The 18,833-nt window shown below is 67.4% G+C and carries 16 protein-coding genes; 6 read left to right on the forward strand and 10 right to left on the reverse strand.

Annotation, left to right across the window (positions count from 1 at the left end):
* Positions 1–52: 52 nt before the first annotated feature.
* The 6 genes from atpD to ccmA form a co-directional block, all read right to left on the reverse strand.
* Complete coding sequence (gene atpD, locus KHC24_RS07270) at positions 53–1,489, reverse strand: F0F1 ATP synthase subunit beta (protein ID WP_213361650.1); 1,437 nt, start codon at positions 1,487–1,489, stop codon at positions 53–55.
* Between the two features lie 32 nt (positions 1,490–1,521).
* The gene (locus tag KHC24_RS07275) at positions 1,522–2,403 is read right to left on the reverse strand and encodes a F0F1 ATP synthase subunit gamma (RefSeq protein ID WP_213361652.1); all 882 of its coding nucleotides are present in this window, start codon (positions 2,401–2,403) and stop codon (positions 1,522–1,524) included.
* Positions 2,404–2,443: 40 nt separating this feature from the next.
* Positions 2,444–3,973, reverse strand: coding sequence for a F0F1 ATP synthase subunit alpha (atpA, locus tag KHC24_RS07280; RefSeq protein WP_213361655.1), 1,530 nt, complete (start codon positions 3,971–3,973; stop codon positions 2,444–2,446).
* A 1-nt stretch (position 3,974) separates the two neighbouring features.
* Complete coding sequence (locus KHC24_RS07285) at positions 3,975–4,529, reverse strand: F0F1 ATP synthase subunit delta (RefSeq protein ID WP_213361657.1); 555 nt, start codon at positions 4,527–4,529, stop codon at positions 3,975–3,977.
* Between the two features lie 328 nt (positions 4,530–4,857).
* The gene (gene ccmB / locus KHC24_RS07290; protein WP_213361658.1) at positions 4,858–5,529 is read right to left on the reverse strand and encodes a heme exporter protein CcmB; all 672 of its coding nucleotides are present in this window, start codon (positions 5,527–5,529) and stop codon (positions 4,858–4,860) included.
* On the reverse strand, positions 5,526–6,227 hold the full coding sequence (gene ccmA, locus KHC24_RS07295; protein ID WP_213361659.1) for a heme ABC exporter ATP-binding protein CcmA: 702 nt from the start codon (positions 6,225–6,227) through the stop codon (positions 5,526–5,528). Before ccmA ends, ccmB begins: the two co-directional genes overlap by 4 nt.
* Before the next feature lie 221 nt (positions 6,228–6,448).
* Here ccmA and acnA point away from each other — a divergent pair, with 221 nt between their 5' ends.
* The 6 genes from acnA to KHC24_RS07325 all read left to right on the forward strand — a co-directional run bounded on the left by acnA (position 6,449) and on the right by KHC24_RS07325 (position 13,827).
* Positions 6,449–9,133: an aconitate hydratase AcnA gene (gene acnA, locus KHC24_RS07300; protein ID WP_213361725.1), complete on the forward strand. Its 2,685-nt coding sequence runs from the start codon at positions 6,449–6,451 to the stop codon at positions 9,131–9,133.
* Between the two features lie 365 nt (positions 9,134–9,498).
* Positions 9,499–10,290, forward strand: coding sequence for a DUF1223 domain-containing protein (locus KHC24_RS07305; RefSeq protein WP_213361661.1), 792 nt, complete (start codon positions 9,499–9,501; stop codon positions 10,288–10,290).
* A 471-nt stretch (positions 10,291–10,761) separates the two neighbouring features.
* On the forward strand, positions 10,762–11,109 hold the full coding sequence (locus tag KHC24_RS07310; RefSeq protein WP_373878595.1) for a DUF2794 domain-containing protein: 348 nt from the start codon (positions 10,762–10,764) through the stop codon (positions 11,107–11,109).
* 37 nt (positions 11,110–11,146) lie between these two features.
* Positions 11,147–12,028, forward strand: coding sequence for an N-carbamoylputrescine amidase (gene aguB, locus KHC24_RS07315; protein ID WP_213361665.1), 882 nt, complete (start codon positions 11,147–11,149; stop codon positions 12,026–12,028).
* A 10-nt stretch (positions 12,029–12,038) separates the two neighbouring features.
* Complete coding sequence (gene aguA / locus KHC24_RS07320) at positions 12,039–13,139, forward strand: agmatine deiminase (RefSeq protein WP_213361668.1); 1,101 nt, start codon at positions 12,039–12,041, stop codon at positions 13,137–13,139.
* 64 nt (positions 13,140–13,203) lie between these two features.
* On the forward strand, positions 13,204–13,827 hold the full coding sequence (locus KHC24_RS07325) for an O-methyltransferase (RefSeq protein ID WP_213361670.1): 624 nt from the start codon (positions 13,204–13,206) through the stop codon (positions 13,825–13,827).
* 33 nt (positions 13,828–13,860) lie between these two features.
* On the opposite strand, the gene KHC24_RS07330 is transcribed toward KHC24_RS07325, so the two are convergent.
* From KHC24_RS07330 to KHC24_RS07345, 4 genes are read right to left on the reverse strand one after another with little or no spacing between them, the layout of a single operon-like run.
* A complete protein-coding gene (locus KHC24_RS07330; protein WP_213361673.1) occupies positions 13,861–14,898 on the reverse strand; it encodes an ABC transporter substrate-binding protein in 1,038 nt (345 codons plus the stop codon).
* Between the two features lie 57 nt (positions 14,899–14,955).
* Positions 14,956–15,882: an alpha/beta hydrolase gene (locus tag KHC24_RS07335; RefSeq protein ID WP_213361675.1), complete on the reverse strand. Its 927-nt coding sequence runs from the start codon at positions 15,880–15,882 to the stop codon at positions 14,956–14,958.
* A 25-nt stretch (positions 15,883–15,907) separates the two neighbouring features.
* Positions 15,908–17,029: an ABC transporter ATP-binding protein gene (locus KHC24_RS07340; protein ID WP_213361676.1), complete on the reverse strand. Its 1,122-nt coding sequence runs from the start codon at positions 17,027–17,029 to the stop codon at positions 15,908–15,910.
* Positions 17,030–17,046: 17 nt separating this feature from the next.
* The gene (locus tag KHC24_RS07345) at positions 17,047–18,756 is read right to left on the reverse strand and encodes an ABC transporter permease (RefSeq protein ID WP_213361678.1); all 1,710 of its coding nucleotides are present in this window, start codon (positions 18,754–18,756) and stop codon (positions 17,047–17,049) included.
* Positions 18,757–18,833 lie beyond the last annotated feature (77 nt).

The raw sequence follows: 18,833 nt of genomic DNA on the forward strand, positions 1-18,833 counted from the left end.
GTGTCGGCCGGCCCTCACGCGGAGGGCCGAAACCGGATCACGCCGCCGGGGATCACGCCGCCTCGGCGGCCAGCTTCTTGCCCTTCTCGATCGCCTCTTCGATGGTGCCGACCATGTAGAAGGCCTGCTCCGGGAGGTGATCATACTTGCCTTCCACCAGGCCCTTGAAGCCCTTGATGGTGTCGGCGAGGTCGACGAGCTTGCCCGGCGAGCCGGTGAAGACTTCGGCGACGTGGAAGGGCTGCGACAGGAAGCGCTCGATCTTGCGCGCGCGCGCCACCGTCAGCTTATCTTCCTCGGAAAGCTCGTCCATGCCCAGGATCGCGATGATGTCCTGCAGGCTCTTGTAGCGCTGCAGCGTCTGCTGCACCTGGCGCGCCACGTTGTAGTGCTCCTCGCCGATGACCAGCGGCGACAGGATGCGCGAGGTACTGTCGAGCGGATCCACCGCCGGGTAGATGCCCTTTTCCGCGATCGAGCGCGACAGCACGGTGGTGGCGTCGAGATGCGCGAAGGAGGCGGCGGGCGCCGGGTCGGTCAGATCGTCGGCCGGCACGTAAATCGCCTGCACCGAGGTGATCGAACCCTTGGTGGTGGTGGTGATGCGCTCCTGCAGCGCGCCCATGTCGGTGGCGAGCGTCGGCTGATAGCCCACCGCCGACGGGATACGGCCGAGCAGCGCCGACACTTCCGAGCCGGCCTGGGTGAAGCGGAAGATGTTGTCCACGAAGAACAGCACGTCCTGGCCCTGGTCGCGGAAGTGTTCCGCAACGGTCAGGCCGGTCAGCGCGACGCGGGCGCGGGCGCCCGGCGGCTCGTTCATCTGGCCGTAGACCAGGGCGCACTTCGAACCGGCGGACGAGCCGTTATGCTCGTGCGGGTCGACGTTCACCTTGGACTCGATCATCTCGTGATAGAGATCGTTGCCCTCGCGGGTGCGTTCGCCGACGCCGGCGAACACCGAATAGCCGCCATGCGCCTTGGCGATGTTGTTGATCAGCTCCATGATCAGCACGGTCTTGCCGACGCCGGCGCCGCCGAACAGGCCGATCTTGCCGCCCTTGGAGTAGGGAGCCAGCAGGTCCACCACCTTGATGCCGGTGACGAGGATCTCGGCCTCGGTCGACTGGTCGGCATAGGAGGGCGCGTCCTGATGGATGGCGCGCTTGGTCTCGCCGACCACCGGGCCGAGTTCGTCCACCGGCTCGCCGATGACGTTCATGATACGGCCGAGCGTGGCTTCGCCCACCGGCACCATGATCGGGGCGCCGGTGTCGGACACCGGGGTGCCGCGAACCAGACCTTCGGTGGAATCCATGGCGATGGCGCGCACGGTGTTCTCACCAAGATGCTGGGCCACTTCCAGCACCAGGCGGTTACCCTGGTTGGTGGCTTCCAGGGCGTTCAGAATCGCCGGGAGGTGGTCTTCGAACTGCACGTCAACGACGGCGCCGATGACCTGGGTGATGCGTCCGTTGGTGTTCGCCATCTTCGCGTCCTTTGTCCTTGACCGCGCTGTCGTCAGAGCGCTTCGGCGCCGGAAATGATTTCGATCAGTTCTTTGGTGATCTGGGCCTGACGTGTGCGGTTGTAGATCAGCGTCTGCTTCTTGATCATGTCACCCGCATTGCGGGTGGCGTTGTCCATGGCGCTCATGCGGGCGCCCTGTTCCGACGCGCCGTTCTCCAGCAGCGCCGTGAACACCTGCACCGCGAGATTGCGCGGCAGCAGGTCGGCGAGAATCTCGTTCTCGTCCGGCTCGTATTCATAGGTGGCTGCAGCGCCCTCGGCGACAACCGCCGTTGCCGGGAAGGTCGCCGGGATGATCTGCTGCGCGGTCGGTGTCTGCGAGATCACCGACTGGAAGCGGCTGAAGAACAGCGTCGCCACGTCGAACTCGCCGGCCTGGAACATGCCGGTGACCTTCTCGGCGATCGCCTGGGCGTCGGCAAAGGTGACGCCCTTATTGGCGCGCAGCTCGACGAACTCGACGATCTGCTTCTCGAACTGGCGGCGCAGCGGCTCGTAGCCCTTGCGGCCGACGCAGAAGATCTTGACCGTCTTGCCCTGGCCGATCAGCGCATTGGCGCGGTCGCGGGCAAGCCGGACGATCGACGAGTTGAAGGCGCCGCACAGGCCGCGCTCGGCGGTAAGCACGAGCAGCAGATGCACATTGTCCTTGCCGGTGCCGGTGAGCAGCAGCGGCGCGTCCGGCCCGCCGGAGACGGCGGACGCGATGTTGCCGAGCACGGCTTCCATGCGCTTGGCATAGGGACGCGCGGCTTCGGCGGCGGTCTGGGCGCGCCGCAGCTTGGCGGCGGCGACCATCTGCATCGCCTTGGTGATCTTCTGCGTCGCCTTCACCGAAGCGATGCGGTTGCGCAGATCCTTGAGGCTGGCCATCTACCCTCGGCTCCCGTGCCCTCGACGCCCGTCCGCCCGATCAGGCGAACGTCTTCGCGAAGGCGTCGATCGCCTTGACGAGCTTCTCGGTGGTGTCCTTGGACAGTTCCTTGGACGTGCGAATGGTATCGAGGATATCGGCGTGCTTCGACCGCAGGAACGACAGCAGGCCGTCCTCGAAGCTGCGCACCTTGCTCACCGGCAGCGTGTCCAGATAGCCGTTGGTGCCGGCATAGATCACCACCACCTGCTCCTCGACCTTCAAGGGCGAGAACTGCGACTGCTTCAGGAGCTCGGTGAGGCGGGCGCCGCGGTTGAGCAGCTTCTGCGTCGAGGCGTCGAGGTCGGAGCCGAACTGGGCAAAGGCGGCCAGCTCGCGATACTGGGCCAACTCACCCTTGATCTTGCCGGCGACCTGCTTCATCGCCTTGATCTGCGCCGAGGAGCCGACGCGCGACACCGAGAGGCCGACGTTCACCGCCGGGCGGATGCCCTGGAAGAACAGGTCGGATTCAAGGAAGATCTGGCCGTCGGTGATCGAGATCACGTTGGTCGGGATATAGGCCGACACGTCGTTGGCCTGGGTCTCGATGACCGGCAGGGCGGTCAGCGAGCCGGCACCGTTGTCGTCGTTCAGCTTCGCGGCCCGCTCGAGCAGACGCGAGTGAAGATAGAACACGTCGCCGGGATAGGCTTCGCGGCCCGGCGGGCGGCGCAGCAGCAGCGACATCTGGCGATACGCCACGGCCTGCTTGGACAGGTCGTCATGGATGATGAGCGCGTGCATGCCGTTGTCGCGGAAGAACTCGCCCATGGCGGTGCCGGCGAACGGCGCCAGGAACTGCATCGGCGCGGCGTCGGAGGCGGTGGCGGCGACGACGATGGAATATTCCAGCGCACCCTGCTCCTCGAGCACCTTCACGAACTGCGCGACGGTGGAGCGCTTCTGCCCGATCGCGACATAGACGCAATAGAGCTTGGCCTTCTCGTCGGTGCCGACGTTGATCGACTTCTGGTTCAGGATGGTGTCGAGCGCGATGGCGGTCTTGCCGGTCTGGCGATCGCCGATGATCAGCTCGCGCTGGCCGCGGCCGACCGGGATGAGGGCGTCGATCGCCTTCAGGCCGGTCTGCATCGGCTCATGCACCGACTTGCGCGGGATGATGCCCGGCGCCTTCACGTCGACGCGGCGGCGCTCGGTGGACTCGATCGGGCCCTTGCCGTCGATCGGGTTGCCGAGAGCATCGACCACGCGGCCGAGCAGACCCTTGCCGACCGGCACGTCGACGATGGCGCCGGTGCGCTTGACGGTCTGGCCTTCCTTGATCTCGCGGTCGGAACCGAAGATCACGATGCCGACATTGTCGATTTCGAGGTTCAGCGCCATGCCGCGCGTGCCGTTCTCGAACTCGACCATCTCGCCGGCCTGGACGTTGTCGAGGCCGTAGACGCGGGCGATGCCGTCACCGACGGACAGGACCTGACCCACCTCGGAGACTTCGGCTTCCTGGCCGAAATTCTTGATCTGTTCCTTGAGGATCGCGGAAATTTCTGCGGCGCGGATATCCATATCAGCGAACCTCTTTCATCGCAGTGCGGATCGAATTGAGCTTGGTCTTGAGCGAGGCGTCGACGAGACGCGAGCCGATCTTGACCTTGAGACCACCGAGCAGGGACGGATCGACGGTGACGGCGAGCTGCACGCTCTTGCCGGTCATCTGGTCGAGCGCGGCCTTGAGGGTGGCGGCGTGAGCATCGGAGAGCGGCTGGGCGACCGTGACCTCGGCCACGACCTCGCCCCTCTCGACCGCCGCCAGCGCCTCGAAGCCGCGAATGATCGCCTCGATCGCGAACAGGCGCCGATTGGCCGCCACCGTCTTGAAGAAATTGCCGGCGAGACCGCCGATCCCGACCTTGGCGAGCACCGCGGAGACCGCGCGCTCCTGCTCCTCGGAAGAGAATACCGGGCTACGCACCAACCGCTTCAGGTCATCGCTCTCGGCGATGAGGGCGCTGAACCGGTCGAGGTCGGCCTTCACAGCGTCGATGGCACCGGCCTCACGCGCCAGCTCGAAAAGAGCCGTCGCATAGCGCCCCGCCACACCGGATACGTAGGTCTCCGCCACCGTGCCTCTCTCGGGCTTCTCGGGGTCGCCGCGCCGGCCATTTGGCCGGGGTCGAACCCGGATTTACAAGGGTTTTGAACTGAAAAGACAAGGCCGACCGAACGGGCCCCCCAATCAGGTCGGGCGGTTCCCTAACACGGCTCTCGGCATGCTGCAACACGGTGAAAGCATGGATTCGGGCCGCCAATTGACGTAGCGCACCATTGACGCGCCGTTCGGAGGCCCCGCCAGGGTTCCGGACGGCGTTTCAACGGCTTGTCGCAACCTGCGGCGCATTGCAGCACCTGGCATGCCAGAGCCGCCGATTCACCGGCAATGGAAATATTTTTCATTCCCGCGTGGCGCGCAGCGCCGCCGCCGCCGCCACCGGCCCGAGCACCAGCGCCCCGAGCGACAGCCCGGCGAGGATGCGGAACGGCGCGCCGAACGGCACGGTGCCGCCGATAGCGGCGCTGGTCGCCGCCACGCCGAAAATCAGCACGGGAATGGTGAGCGGCATCACCAGCACCGCCACCAGCAGGCCGCCGCGCCGGAAGGCCGCCGCGAAGGCGGCGCCGATAAGGCCGAGAAACGTCACCGCCGGGGTGCCGACAAGCAAGGTGAGGCACAGGGCGCCGATCGCCGCCGGCTCCAGATTGAGCAGCAGCGACAGCACCGGCGCCGCCACCACCAGCGGCAGGCCGGTGGCGAGCCAATGCGCGAGGCCCTTCGCCGCCGCCGCCAGCTCCATCGGCAGCTCGCTCATGAACATCAGGTCGAGCGAGCCGTCCTCGGCATCGGCGGCGAACAGCCGGTCGAGGCCGATCAGCGAGGCCAGCAGCGCGCCGATCCACAGGATCGCCGGGCCGATGCGGGCGAGCAGGTTCAGGTCCGGCCCGATGGCGAACGGGGTGACGGTCACCACGGCGAGGAAGAACACCACGCCGAGCCCGGCGCCGCCGCCGGCGCGCAGGGCGAGCGCGAGATCGCGCCGGACCAAGGCGAGGAAGGCGCGGGTCATGAAGACGCCTCCCCGGCGAATGCCGCGTCCGGATCCACACCATCCGGATCCCCGCCATCCGGGTCCCGCGCCGTCCGCGCGGCATGAGCGCCGATATCGAGCGATTCGCTCGGGCCCAGATCGAGCGGCGCATGGGTGGCGGCAACCAGCAGCCCACCTTTGGCCGTGTGGGCGCGCGCAAGGGCGGTGAACAGTGCCTGGGCGCTGGAATCGAGCGCGGTGGTCGGCTCGTCGAGGATCCAGAGCGGCCGCTCGGCGACCAGCAACCGGGCGAGGGCGAGGCGGCGCTTCTGCCCCGCCGAGAGCACCGCGACCGGCAGCGCGCCGAGGCCGCCGAGCCCGACCTCCTCCATCGCCGCCTCCACCCCCAGCACCGAACCCTGGGAAGGGCCGCGGCCGAGCAGGTCGCGCCAGAAGCGCAGATTGTCGGCGGCGCTCAGCGCCAGCTTGTGGGCGTCGAGATGGCCGAGATAGTGCACCTGCTCGCCGAAGGTATCCGATTCCGGCGCACCTTCCAGCCGGATGGAGCCCGCTACCGGCGGAGCCAGCCCCGCCAAAAGTCTTAGGAGCGAGGATTTGCCGGCGCCATTCGGGCCGGTGACCACCAGCGCGCGCCCTGCCTCGACGGTGAAACCAAGGCCGCGGAACAGTTCGCGCGCGCCTCGCCGGCATGCAAGTTCCCTAACGACCAGTCGCAACGCGCGTCCCCCGTGCCTCGTTCGGCCTCCTGCGACGCACAATTTTACGCTGCACCCCGTCAGACCCCTAGGATCGTCGTTTGAAATCGCTCTATATAGAAAATCGAACGATGCGCCGTGGCCTCAGGCCGGGCCGCGCGAGCTATAGCCCGCGCAACCGCTTCCTGTCCAAGGTCGTTAAAGAGCGTGTCGAGTCCACTCTTACCGAGGACCGGCCAACCGTGACGTCGCTCGACAGCTTCAAAAGCCGCAAGACCCTCAACGTCGGAAACCACAGCTACACCTATTACAGCCTGCCGGATGCCGAGAAGAATGGCCTCGACGGGGTGTCGGCGCTGCCTTTCTCGATGAAGGTCCTGCTTGAAAACCTGCTGCGCTTCGAAGACGGGCGCTCGGTGACCAAGGACGACATCGTCTCCATCAAGGACTGGCTGGTGAACCGCGGCAAGGCGGAGCGCGAGATCGCCTACCGCCCGGCGCGGGTGCTGATGCAGGACTTCACCGGCGTGCCGGCGGTGGTCGACCTCGCCGCCATGCGTGACGCCATGGTGCATCTCGGCGGCCAGGCCAGCAAGATCAACCCGCTGGTGCCCGTCGACCTCGTCATCGACCATTCGGTGATCGTCAACTTCTTCGGCAATGCCGATGCCTTCGGCAAGAACGTCGAGGAAGAGTACAAGCAGAACCAGGAGCGCTACCGCTTCCTGAAATGGGGCCAGTCGGCCTTCGACAATTTCCGCGTCGTGCCGCCCGGCACCGGCATCTGCCACCAGGTGAACCTCGAATATCTGGCCCAGGCGGTGTGGACCAAGGCCGAGGACGGCACCACCGTCGCTTATCCAGACACCTGTGTCGGCACCGATTCGCACACCACCATGGTCAATGGCCTCGGCGTGCTGGGCTGGGGCGTCGGCGGCATCGAGGCCGAGGCGGCCATGCTCGGCCAGCCGGTATCCATGCTCATCCCCGAGGTGATCGGCTTCAAGCTGACCGGCCGCATGAACGAGGGCATCACCGCCACCGACCTGGTGCTGACCGTCACCCAGATGCTGCGCAAGAAGGGCGTGGTGGGCAAGTTCGTCGAGTTCTTCGGCCCCGGCCTCGAGCACCTCTCGCTCGCCGACCGCGCCACCATCGGCAACATGGCCCCGGAATACGGCGCCACCTGCGGCTTCTTCCCGGTGGACGAAGAGACTATCGCCTATCTCGACGAGACCGGCCGCGATCCCGACCGCGTGGCGCTGGTGGCGGCCTATTCCAAGGCGCAGGGCATGTGGCGCCATGAGGGCATCGCCGACCCGGTGTTCACCGACATCCTCGAGCTCGACATCTCCACCGTGCTGCCCTCGCTGGCCGGCCCCAAGCGCCCGCAGGACCGCGTGCTGCTCTCCGGCACCAAGCAGGGCTTCCTCGCCGCGCTGGAAGGCGAGTTCAAGAAGCCCGGCGAGGCTGGCAAGCGCGTGCCGGTGGAAGGCACCGACTACACGCTCGGCCATGGCGACGTCACCATCGCCGCCATCACCTCCTGCACCAACACCTCGAACCCCTCGGTGCTGATCGCCGCCGGCCTGCTGGCCCGCAATGCCGTCGCCAAGGGTCTGAAGTCCAAGCCCTGGGTGAAGACCTCGCTGGCGCCGGGCTCGCAGGTGGTGGAGGGCTATCTGGCCGCCGCCGACCTGCAGAAGGATCTCGACGCGGTCGGCTTCAATCTGGTCGGCTTCGGCTGCACCACCTGCATCGGCAATTCGGGCCCTCTCCCGGAGCCGATCTCGGAAGCCATCAACAAGAACGACCTCGTCGCCGGCGCCGTCATTTCCGGCAACCGCAATTTCGAGGGCCGTGTGAACCCCGACGTCAAGGCGAACTACCTCGCCTCGCCGCCGCTGGTGGTGGCCTATGCGCTGGCCGGCTCGCTGCAGATCGACCTCACCACCGAGCCGCTCGGTACCGGGACCGACGGCCAGCCGGTCTATCTCAAGGACATCTGGCCCTCCAACCAGGAGATCGCCAGGTTCATCCGCGAGAACGTCACCAAGAAGATGTTCCTCGAAAAATACTCGGACGTGTTCAAGGGCGACGAGAACTGGCAGAAGATCGCCATCCCGCAGGGCGAGACCTATGCCTGGGACGACCGCTCGACCTATGTGCAGAACCCGCCCTATTTCGTCGGCATGACCCGCGAGCCGGAGCCGGTGACCGACATCCTCAAGGCGCGGGTCATGGGCCTGTTCCTCGATTCGATCACCACCGACCACATCTCCCCGGCCGGCTCGATCAAGGAAGCCAGCCCGGCCGGCACCTATCTGCGCGACCATCAGGTCCGCCCCGCCGACTTCAACCAGTACGGCACGCGGCGCGGCAACCATGAGGTGATGATGCGCGGCACCTTCGCCAATATCCGCATCAAGAACCAGATGCTGGGCGGCAAGGAAGGCGGCTTCACCCGGCACTGGCCGGACGGCACCGAAATGCCGATCTACGACGCCGCCATGCTCTACAAGGAAGAGGGCGTGCCGACCGTCATCTTCGCCGGCAAGGAATACGGTACCGGCTCCTCGCGCGACTGGGCGGCCAAGGGCACCAAGCTGCTCGGCATCCGCGCCGTCATCACCCAGAGCTTCGAGCGCATCCACCGCTCGAACCTGGTCGGCATGGGCATCGTGCCGCTGGTGTTCCAGAACGAGGACTCGTGGCAGTCGCTCGGCCTGAAGGGCGACGAGGTGGTCACCATCGAAGGCATTGAGGGCGACCTGAAGCCGCGCCAGACGCTGATCGCCGAGATCACCTTCTCGGACGGCACGGTGAAGCATGTGCCGCTGACCTGCCGTATCGACACGCTGGACGAGCTGGACTACTTCCGCAATGGCGGCATCCTCCAGTATGTGCTGCGCAATCTCGCGGCCTGACCGGGCGGCCTGTTTCACGTGAAATCAGCGGCGCGGAGGGCCGACCCTTCGCGCCGCTGGCGTTTCCGGCCCACCCCGGCCGGCGGGACGGGCGGGAAACGCTGCGACGCCATGTCACCGGCAACGATGCGATGGCAGGCCTTTCACCCTTCCGTGCGTCGGCGACACTCCAATGTGACTGGCGGACGGTGGCCGCGCGTCCTAAAGCCTAGCCTGTGCCGCCCTTGCCGGGACGAAGATGAGGATATTCCGCGCCGATGTCGTTGCAGTTTCCCGGTCCTGCCGACCTCCTCCGCCGAGCCCCCCTCCCCCGCCTGACGGGGCTGAGGTCGGCTCTCGCGGCGCTGGGGTTCCGGCCGCGGGGAATGACCGGGCGGGGTATTGCGGGATTGGGCATTGCCGGATTGGGCCTGGTCGGGCTGATCGCCACGTCGATCGCGCCGGCCGGCGCCCAGGAGACAGGGCAGCAGGCGGCAGGGCAGCAGGCGGCGAAGACCGTCCACGCGGTGGAGAAGCCGCGGGCGGTGATCGAGTTGTTCACCAGCCAGGGCTGCTCCGCCTGTCCGCCCGCCGACAAGCTGCTCGCCGAGATCGCCGACCGGCCGGACGTGATCGCCCTCACCCTCGCCGTCGACTATTGGGACTATCTCGGCTGGAAGGACACGCTGGCCAAGCACGGCCACACCTCGCGCCAGAAGGCCTATGCCAAATTGCGCGGCGATTCCAAGATGTTCACCCCGCAGGCGGTGGTGAATGGCAGCGCCATGGCGGTGGGCAATGACCGCTCGGCGCTGGAGCAGACGCTCGCCACCTCCCGCGCGCCGGACCTACCGGTGAAGCTGAGCGTGCAGGGCGGCAAGCTGCATGTCGCGGTCGGGCCGGGGACCGGCAGCGGCGAGGTCTGGCTCTGCCCGGTGGCGAGCAAGGCCAAGGTCGAGATCGGCCGCGGCGAGAATGAAGGCTCCGAGGTCACCTACCACAATGTGGTGCGCGGCTGGGTGAAGCTGGGCGACTGGACCGGTGCCGCCGCAAGCTTCGAAGCGCCGCTGCGCCGGCCGGGCGACATGGATGTCGATGCGCTGGCGGTGCTGGTGCAGTCGGGCTCCGCCACCGCGCCCGGCCCGATCCTCGGTGCCGCCCTGCAGCCGATCCCCTGACGCCGCCGGCCTCGGCTGCCTGAGCCTTGCCGGCCAGGCAAAAAGAAAGGCCGGCATTGGCGCCGGCCTCGATCAGTAAATTGGGGATTGAACCTGAGTAGCGCCAGGCACGTTCCACGCGACGCCGCGGGGGGCTGGGGGGCTGGGAAACCGATGCGCTTCGCGGATCGGCCTGACGCTATGGGTACTGTTATCCCCCTCGCCCTTGGCGGCCGAAAGGCCGAATCTTGGCAAGGCTGTGTCCGCGGTTGACGAGGCCGTGAAGCCCATGGCGCAGAACCCGCCACCGCCGGCAGCCGCCGCGATCGATGCCGCCTCGGCGCGTTAAGGGCTTGTGGCGGCCGCCTGCCGAGGCGATCATGACAAATCAATGATGCCGGCCACGTCGCCGCTTCGGCGGACGGCATCGGCCATAGAGCTTCGGCAATTGGGCAAAGGCTTCTGGAGGTCCGCGTGGCGGATATCGAACCCATAGGATTGGCCGCCGGCCCGCGCGGCAATGAAAAGAGCGGCCAAAAGGACAGCGTCGTCACCTTCGACCGGCACGAACTCGACCGCATCCTCAGCCTCTATGGCCGCATGGTGGCGCTCGGCGAATGGCGGGACTACGCCATCGCCTTCACCCGCGACCGGGCGGTGTTCTCGATCTTCCGCCGCGCCGCCGAAGTGCCGATCTACCGGGTGGAGAAGGACCCGCTCCTCGCGCGCAAGCAGGGCGCCTACACCGTGGTGTCGCAGACCGGGCTCATCCTGAAGCGCGGGCACGAGCTTGCCCGCGTGCTCGCGGTGTTGGAAAAGCCGCTGCGGGCGGTCAACTGATCCGGCCCGAATCGGCCCCGCGCGTCCGGAGTTTCCCATGCGTCTTCTCACCCTCGCCGCCACCCAGATGCGCTGCGACTGGGACATTCCCGGCAACATCGCCCGCGCCGAGCGCCTGGTGCGCGAGGCCGCCGCCGGCGGCGCCAAGCTGATCCTGCTGCAGGAGCTGTTCGAGACCCCGTATTTCTGCCAGGACCAGCTGCACGAGTTTCTCGACCTCGCCGCCCCCTTCGAAGGAAATCGGCTGATCGCGCATTTCGCCGCGCTGGCCGCCGAGCTCGGCGTGGTGCTGCCGCTCTCCTTCTTCGAGCGCGCCGGGCCGGCCGCCTATAACAGCCTCGCCATGATCGATGCCGACGGCACGGTGATGGGCGTCTACCGCAAGAGCCATATCCCGGACGGGCCGGGCTACACCGAGAAGTTCTATTTCTCGCCCGGCGACACCGGCTTCAAGGTGTGGGACACCGCGGTCGGCCGCATCGGGGTCGGCATCTGCTGGGACCAGTGGTTCCCGGAATCGGCGCGGGTGATGGCGCTGATGGGCGCCGAGGTGCTGCTCTACCCGACCGCCATCGGCTCCGAGCCGCAGGATCCGGGCCTCGATTCCGCCGCCCACTGGCAGCGGGTGATGCAGGGCCATGCCGGCGCCAACCTGATGCCGCTCCTCGCCTCCAACCGCATCGGCTCCGAGCCCGGGCGCAACGGCACCGAAATCACCTTCTACGGCTCCTCCTTCATCGCCGGGCCGACCGGCGAGAAGGTCGCGGAAGCCGGCCGCAGCGACGAGACGGTGCTGCTGGCCAGCTTCGATCTCGACGCCATCGCCCACCAGCGCCGCTCATGGGGCGTGTTCCGCGACCGCCGGCCGGAGCTCTACGCCCCGCTGCTCACCCTCGACGGCAAGACCTCTCCCAGGTGACAGCCCGCTCATGACCGCCACCCTCGACAGCCTGCCCGCCACCGACGGCTTCCGCATGCCGGCGGAATGGGAGCCGCATGCCGGCACCTGGATGATCTGGCCGGAGCGGCCGGACAATTGGCGCGAGGGCGCGGTGCCGGCGCAGGCCGCCTTCACCGCCGTCGCCTCCGCCATCGCCCGCTTCGAGCCGCTGAGCATGCTGGTTTCGGCGGCGCAGTGGCAGAATGCCCGCCGCCTGCTGCCGTCTCACATCCGGCTCATCGAGGCTGCGAGCGACGACAGCTGGTGCCGCGACAGCGGGCCGACCTTCGTCACCGACGCCAAGGGTCGCCTGCGCGGCGTCGACTGGGAGTTCAACGCCTGGGGCGGGCTCTACAGCCCGTTCGACCACGACCGGCTGATCGCCGCCAAGGTGCTGGAGACCGAGCGGGCGCCGCGCTACGCGCCGCCGCTGGTGCTGGAGGGCGGCTCGATCCATGTCGACGGCGAGGGTACGCTGCTGACCACCGAGGAGTGCCTGCTCAACTCCAACCGCAATCCCGACCTCACCCGGGAGGAGATCGAGCAGCATTTGCGCGACCATCTCGGCATCACCCGGACGATCTGGCTCGGCGCCGGCCTCGTCGACGACGAGACCTCCGGCCATATCGACAACATCGCCTGCTTCGTGAAGCCGGGGGTGGTGGCACTGACCTGGTGCGACGACCCGGCCGACCCGCAATATGCCATCTCGCGCGACGCCTTCGACCGGCTGAGCAAGGCCCGCGACGCGCGGGGTCGCAGCATCGAGGTGGTGAAGCTGCCGCTGCCGGGGCCGCTGTTCCGCACCGAAGAGGAGGCGATCGAATCTGTGAGCGACCTGGCCTCCGGCGGCAGCATGACGCGGCAGCTGGGCGAGCGGCTCGGCGGCTCCTATGTGAATTTCTATGTCGGCAACGGCTTCGTGCTGATGCCCGCCCTCGATGCCGCCCATGACGAGGAGGCCGCCGCCATCCTGCGCCGGCTGTTCCCCGGCCGCGAGGTGGTGGCGCTGCCGACGCGCGAGATCCTGCTCGGCGGCGGCAATATCCATTGCATAACCCAGCAGCAGCCGGTGGGAACGCCGGGCTGACCGGCAATCGCCGGCTTTCCTCGGGAGCCGCGGGCGGCTAGCGTGCGGCGGCTGGGAGACTTCCATGAATCTGTCGCCGACCCCGCCTGCCGGCGAAGCCGGGACGCCTTTGCCGCCGACGCTGACGCCAGCCGAGCTGTCGGTGCTGCTGCGGCACGCCCGCACGGCGCGCGGCATCGTCGAATATGGCTGCGGGCACTCCACCGGCGAGTTCGTGCGCGGCGGCGCCGGACGCATTCTCAGCGTCGATTCCGATCCCGCCTGGATCGAACGCCTGCGCGACCGGCCGGAATTCGCCGAGGCGGAGGCGCAGGGGCGCCTCACCTTCATCCATGCCGATCTCGGCCCGGTGAAGAACTGGGGCAAGCCGCGCGACAAGAGCCTGCGCGCCCGCTGGCCGGCCTATGCGCTGGCGCCCTGGGTCCGGGAGCCGGACTTTGCGCCGGACCTCGTCTTCGTCGACGGGCGCTTCCGCGTCGCCTGCATCCTCTCGGCCTTCCTGTTCGGCCCGCCGGCGATCACCGTGGTGGTGCACGATTTCTGGAGCCGGCCGGAATATCATTCCGTGCTCGCCTTCGCCGAGACGGTGGAGGCGGCGGAGACGCTCGCCGTGCTGCGCCCGGCCGCCGATCTCGACCCGAAGGCGCTGGCCGGCGCGTTGCGCGCCGCGCTCGGCGAGCCGCGCTGACAGGCGCGGCCCGCGCCGGCGCTTCCGCCGCACTCAGCGGAAGATGGCGTTGAACTCGTCCTTCACCTCGGCCGCCTTCTTCTCCAGCGCCGCATAATCGACCGGAATGATGACGAGGTCCGAGACTTTCGGGCTGCCGGCCGGCGGATCGACGTCGCTACGCGCCGCATAGCCGCCATCGGCCGGGAACAGCTTCTGCGCCTCGGGGCTGATCATGAAGCTGGCGAAAGCCTTGGCGGCGGCGGGGTTCGGTCCGCCCTTCACGATGGCCGTCGGCGAGGGAATGACGAAGGTGCCGTCGGCCGGATAGACGGTGACGATGTCATGGCCGCTGGCGCGGTCCTCCGCCGCGTAGGAATCCAGCGCCCCGACCGCGATCAGCCGCTCGCCGCGCTTGAGATTGTCGGAGACCTGCTGGTTGCCCTGCACCACCATCACATCGTTGCCGGCGAGCTGCTTGTAGTAGTCCCAGCCGAGCTTCTCCGACAGCGTGCCGACCACCGACAATTGCAGCGAGGTGAAGGACGGGTCGGTCATCACCATCTTCTTGTCGAAGGTCTTGGCGGTGAGATCGGTCCATTTCTTCGGCCGTTCGGCCTCCGGCACCTTGTCGCCGCGCATATAGATGGTGATCAGGTTGAGCCGCTGGCCGATCCAGTTGCCGTCCTTGTCCTTGGCGGTGTCGGGGATCTTGTCGAAGTCCACCGACTTGAACGGCACGAACAGGCCCTGCTCGGCCATGACGTTGGAAGCCGCCGGATCGGAAGTGGTGAGCACGTCGGCGGCGATGCGCCCGGCCGAGACTTCCTGATTGAAGCGACGCAGGATCGCCGAGCCGCCGGAGCGGAACAGCTCTACCTTGATGCCGCTCTGCTGCTCGAACAGCTTGGCCAGCTTGTTGGCCTGCTCGATGGGGGTCGAGGTGTACCAGACCACCTTGCCCTCGGCCTTCGCCTTGGCCAGGTCGACAGCACCGGCCTCCTGTGCGTGGCCCAAGGCCGGCAGCGCCAGCGCGCCGGCGATGAGGCCCAGTCCGAGCGCGAGACCGCGCCGGTCGATGAGCGTCCTCATATGTTCCTCCTGTTATATGTTTGTTGTTATTGGCGTTTTTCGTTGGGTGTCCGCGATCTAGTCGCCGCGGTAGATCGGCTCCGGCTGCGTGAAGAAGCCGTGCAGGATGTGGTAGACCAGCATGTAGTTCTTCTGCTGGAACGAGGCGTGCGAGATGCCCGGCATCACCGCGAACTGCTTGTCGGAATTGGGCAGCCTGGCGAAGAATGCGATCAAGTCGTCGAAACCGGCGATGCCGTCATATTCACCGCGCATGACGAGGGTCGGCACCGGGATCTTTGCCGGGTCGATCAGCGGCAGATTGGTGCACATGTCGATATAGGTGCCATTGGGCATCGAATCGTCGAGCGCGGTGATGGCGTCGGCAAAGGCGTCGATCACCTTGTCCTCGGCAGTGCCGGGATGGTCGCGGTTGAAGATCGAATAGACGAAGGCCTTGTCGATCGGCCGCCGCTCGCCGCGCTTGAAGTCCGGCAGCTTCTTGCGGCGGTTGTCCAGCGTGTGGCTGCCCTCGCCGGTCCAGACGAAGGCATCCAGCGCCAGCCGCTTCACCCGCTCGGGATGCTGCTGGGTGAAGGTCGCGGCCCGCAGCGCGCCGGAGGAGATGCCATAGACATGGAAGGCCGGGGCGCCAGTCTCCCTGATGATGTAATCGGTGGCAGCGGCAAGGTCTTCCGCGCCTTGCGCGATGGTCGCCTCGGTGCCGGCGCGCTTGTCGGAGCGGCCATAACCGCGCAGATCGACGGTCCAGGTCTCGAAACCCTTGTCGACGAAATAGTCCATCGCCGACGAATAGGGCCGGCCGGGCACCTGCAGGTCGAAGGTCGGCTGCGAGGCCATTGAGGAGCCGTGCACGAACAGCACGGTGCCGGCCTTGGCGCCTGACTCGGGCGCCTTGCGCCACAGGAACAGCTCGGCATCGTCGTTCCGGGTCCAGTGCTCTTCCCCGCGCGGGGCGGGCTTCAGGGCGGCATTGGTGGACATGAAGGTCTCCTTGCAAAGCGGAAGATCAGTGCGCGGCGCCGGCAGCGCGCGGGAACACGCTGCAATCGGCGGCGTCGATGGAAAGCCCCACCCGGTCGCCGATGGAAAAGCGCTCCAGCGGGTGCGTCTGCGCCCGCAGCGCGGTGCCGGAATCCAGCTGCAGCCAGTATTCGACGAGGTTGCCGAGATAGGTCATGTCGGTGACGACGGCGGAAAGCCGGCCGGCTTCCGCGCCGCGGCCTTCTCCACCGTACCCGGCGAGGCGCACGCTCTCCGGCCGAACCGCCAGATCGACCGGCTGGCCGGGCGCGAAGGTCCCATGCACCGGCGCCGGCACCGGCACGCCGTCCACCGCCACCACGAGGCCGCCGGCGGCGGCCCCGCTGGCCGGCTCGACCGTGCCGGGCAGGAAGTTCACGATGCCCATGAAGTCGGCGACGATCTTGTTGGCGGGGCGGCGATAGACATCGTCCGGCGAGCCATATTGCTGGAGTTCGCCGCCATGCATCACCGCGATCTGGTCGGAAAGCGCCAGCGCCTCGGCCTGGTCGTGCGTCACATAGACGAAGGTGATGCCGGTGCGGCGCTGGAGCTGCTTCAGCTCGACGCGCATCTTCTCGCGCAGCTTGGCGTCGAGGTTGGACAGCGGCTCGTCGAGCAGCAGGATGCCGGGCTCGACCACCAGCGAGCGGGCCAGCGCCACGCGCTGCTGCTGGCCGCCGGACAATTCGTTGGGCAGGCGGTTCTCCAGCCCGGCGAGATTGACCATGGCCAGGGTGTCCAGCACCTTGCGCCGCGCCTCGACAGCCGGAACCTTGCGCAGCTTGAGGCCGAAGACGACGTTCTCGAACACCGTCTTGTGCGGCCACACCGCATAGTTCTGGAACACCATGCCCATGCCGCGCTTGTCCGGCGGGGCGACGGCATCGGCCGAGGACACCACCCGGTCGCCGACGCGGATGGTGCCGGCATCCGGCGTGACATAGCCGGCTATCAGGCGCAGCGTCGTGGTCTTGCCGCAGCCCGACGGGCCGAGCAGGGTGACGAACTGGTTGTCCTTGATATCGAGGTTAAGCCCGCTCACCGCGGCGCCGCCCTCCTTGCTGCCGTAGAATTTCGACAGGTTGTTGATCTGGATTCCGGCCATGATGCTTGTCCCCGCTCTCAGCTGCCGGTCTTGAGGCCGATGCGGCTGCCGCCGAACTGGCGGGCAATGCCGATGGCGACCGCGATGATGATCATGTTGACGATGGCGAGCGCGGCGACGGGTTCGGTGTAGCCGGTCTCGTAGAGGTTGTAGACCGCCACCGCGAGGGTGATGGATTCGGAGGAGAACAGCAGGATCGAGGCGGAGAGCTCCTGGATCACCGGCACGAAGACCAGCAGCCAGCCGGCGAACAGGCCGGGCCGGATCAGCGGCAGGGTGATCTCCTTCATCCGCGTGCCCCAAGAGGCACCGAGGATCTGCGCCGCCTCCTCCAGCGAGGGATCGATCTGCCGCAGCGAGGAATTGGCGGCGCGCACCCCGAGCGGCACGTAGCGCCCGACATAGGCCAGCAGCAGGATGGCGAAGGTGCCGTAGAGCGCCACCGGCATCTTCAGCCAGAACTGCAGCAGCGCCACCGCCATCACGATGCCCGGCAGGCCGAGCGGGATCAGCGCGGCATAATCGAGCAGCTTGCGGCCGGGCAGCCTGGTGCGGATGTCGATCCAGGAGATCACCGTGCCGAGGACGACGCAGACGGTCGCGGCGATGGTGGCGAGCATCAGGCTGTTGAGGATCGCCCGGCGGGTGACGTCGTAATCGACCAGGATGAACCGGTAGTTCTCCAGCGTCAGGTTCTGCCAGAAGCCGAGGCCCCAGCTCTTGGAGAACGACACCGCGATCAGCGTGCCATAGGGCAGCAGGATGGCGATGAAGAAGGCAACCACGCAGGCCGCGAACAGTACCCAGCGCCACGGGCCGAGATCCATCAGCTGCGGCCGCGCGCCCTTGCCGGCCAGCGTCACATAGGACCGCCGGGCGAGGAAGGCGCGCTGCAGATACAGCGCGATCACCGTGATGGCGATGAACAGCAGCGACAGCGCCGAGGCGACGCCATATTGCGGCGGGTAGTCGAACAGCGCGTAGATGCGGGTCGGCAGCGTGACGATGCGGCCCGGCAGGCCGATGATCGCCTGCGAGCCGAACAGCGCGATGGCGTTGACGAAGGCCAGCAGCGTGCCCGACAGCACCGCCGGCGCCACCAGCGGCAGGGTGATGGTGAGCGCGGTGCGCAGCTTGGAGGCGCCGAGGATCTGCGCCGCCTCCTCATAGGAAGCATCCACCGATTGCAGCGCCGAGGAGGCCAGCAGATAGACGAAGGGGAAGGTGTGCAGCACCGTGACGAAGACGAGGCCGCTCATGGTGAAGATGTTGAAGCCGAGATCGATGCCGACCACCTCGCGCAGGAACACGTTGGCCACCCCGGCATTGGGGCTGAACAGGTTCACGAAGGCGATGGCGGTGAGGAAGGGCGGCGACAGGTAGGACAGCGTTGCGGTGAGCTGGATCAGCCCCTTGGCCGGTACATTGGTGCGGCTGACCGCCCAGGCCAGCGGCACGCCGATGGCGATGCTGAGCAGCCCCGTCCAGGCGCCGAGGATCAGCGAATTGCCGAGCGCCCGCAGATTGGCGGTGCTGCCGAGCGCGGAGACGAAGAAGCCGCCGGTCAGTCCCTTGTCCCACACGCTCGCCGCCACCAGCGACAGCACCGGCAGGACCACCAGCACGATCAGCGCGAGGATGGCCCCGCCGATGACCAGGCCTTCGAGGCCGAGCCAGCGTGGCAGGGCCGGCGCGCGCGAGGGCGGCGCGAGGGTAAGTAGAGCCATTTTTCCTCCCGGAGCCGGCGCCTTGTTTGCTGCGCTTCGGCTTGTGCTGTGCGGGCCTCTCGCCCGCCCGATCTAGA

This window comes from Ancylobacter defluvii, from assembly GCF_018390605.1.
GTDB lineage: Bacteria > Pseudomonadota > Alphaproteobacteria > Rhizobiales > Xanthobacteraceae > Ancylobacter > Ancylobacter defluvii.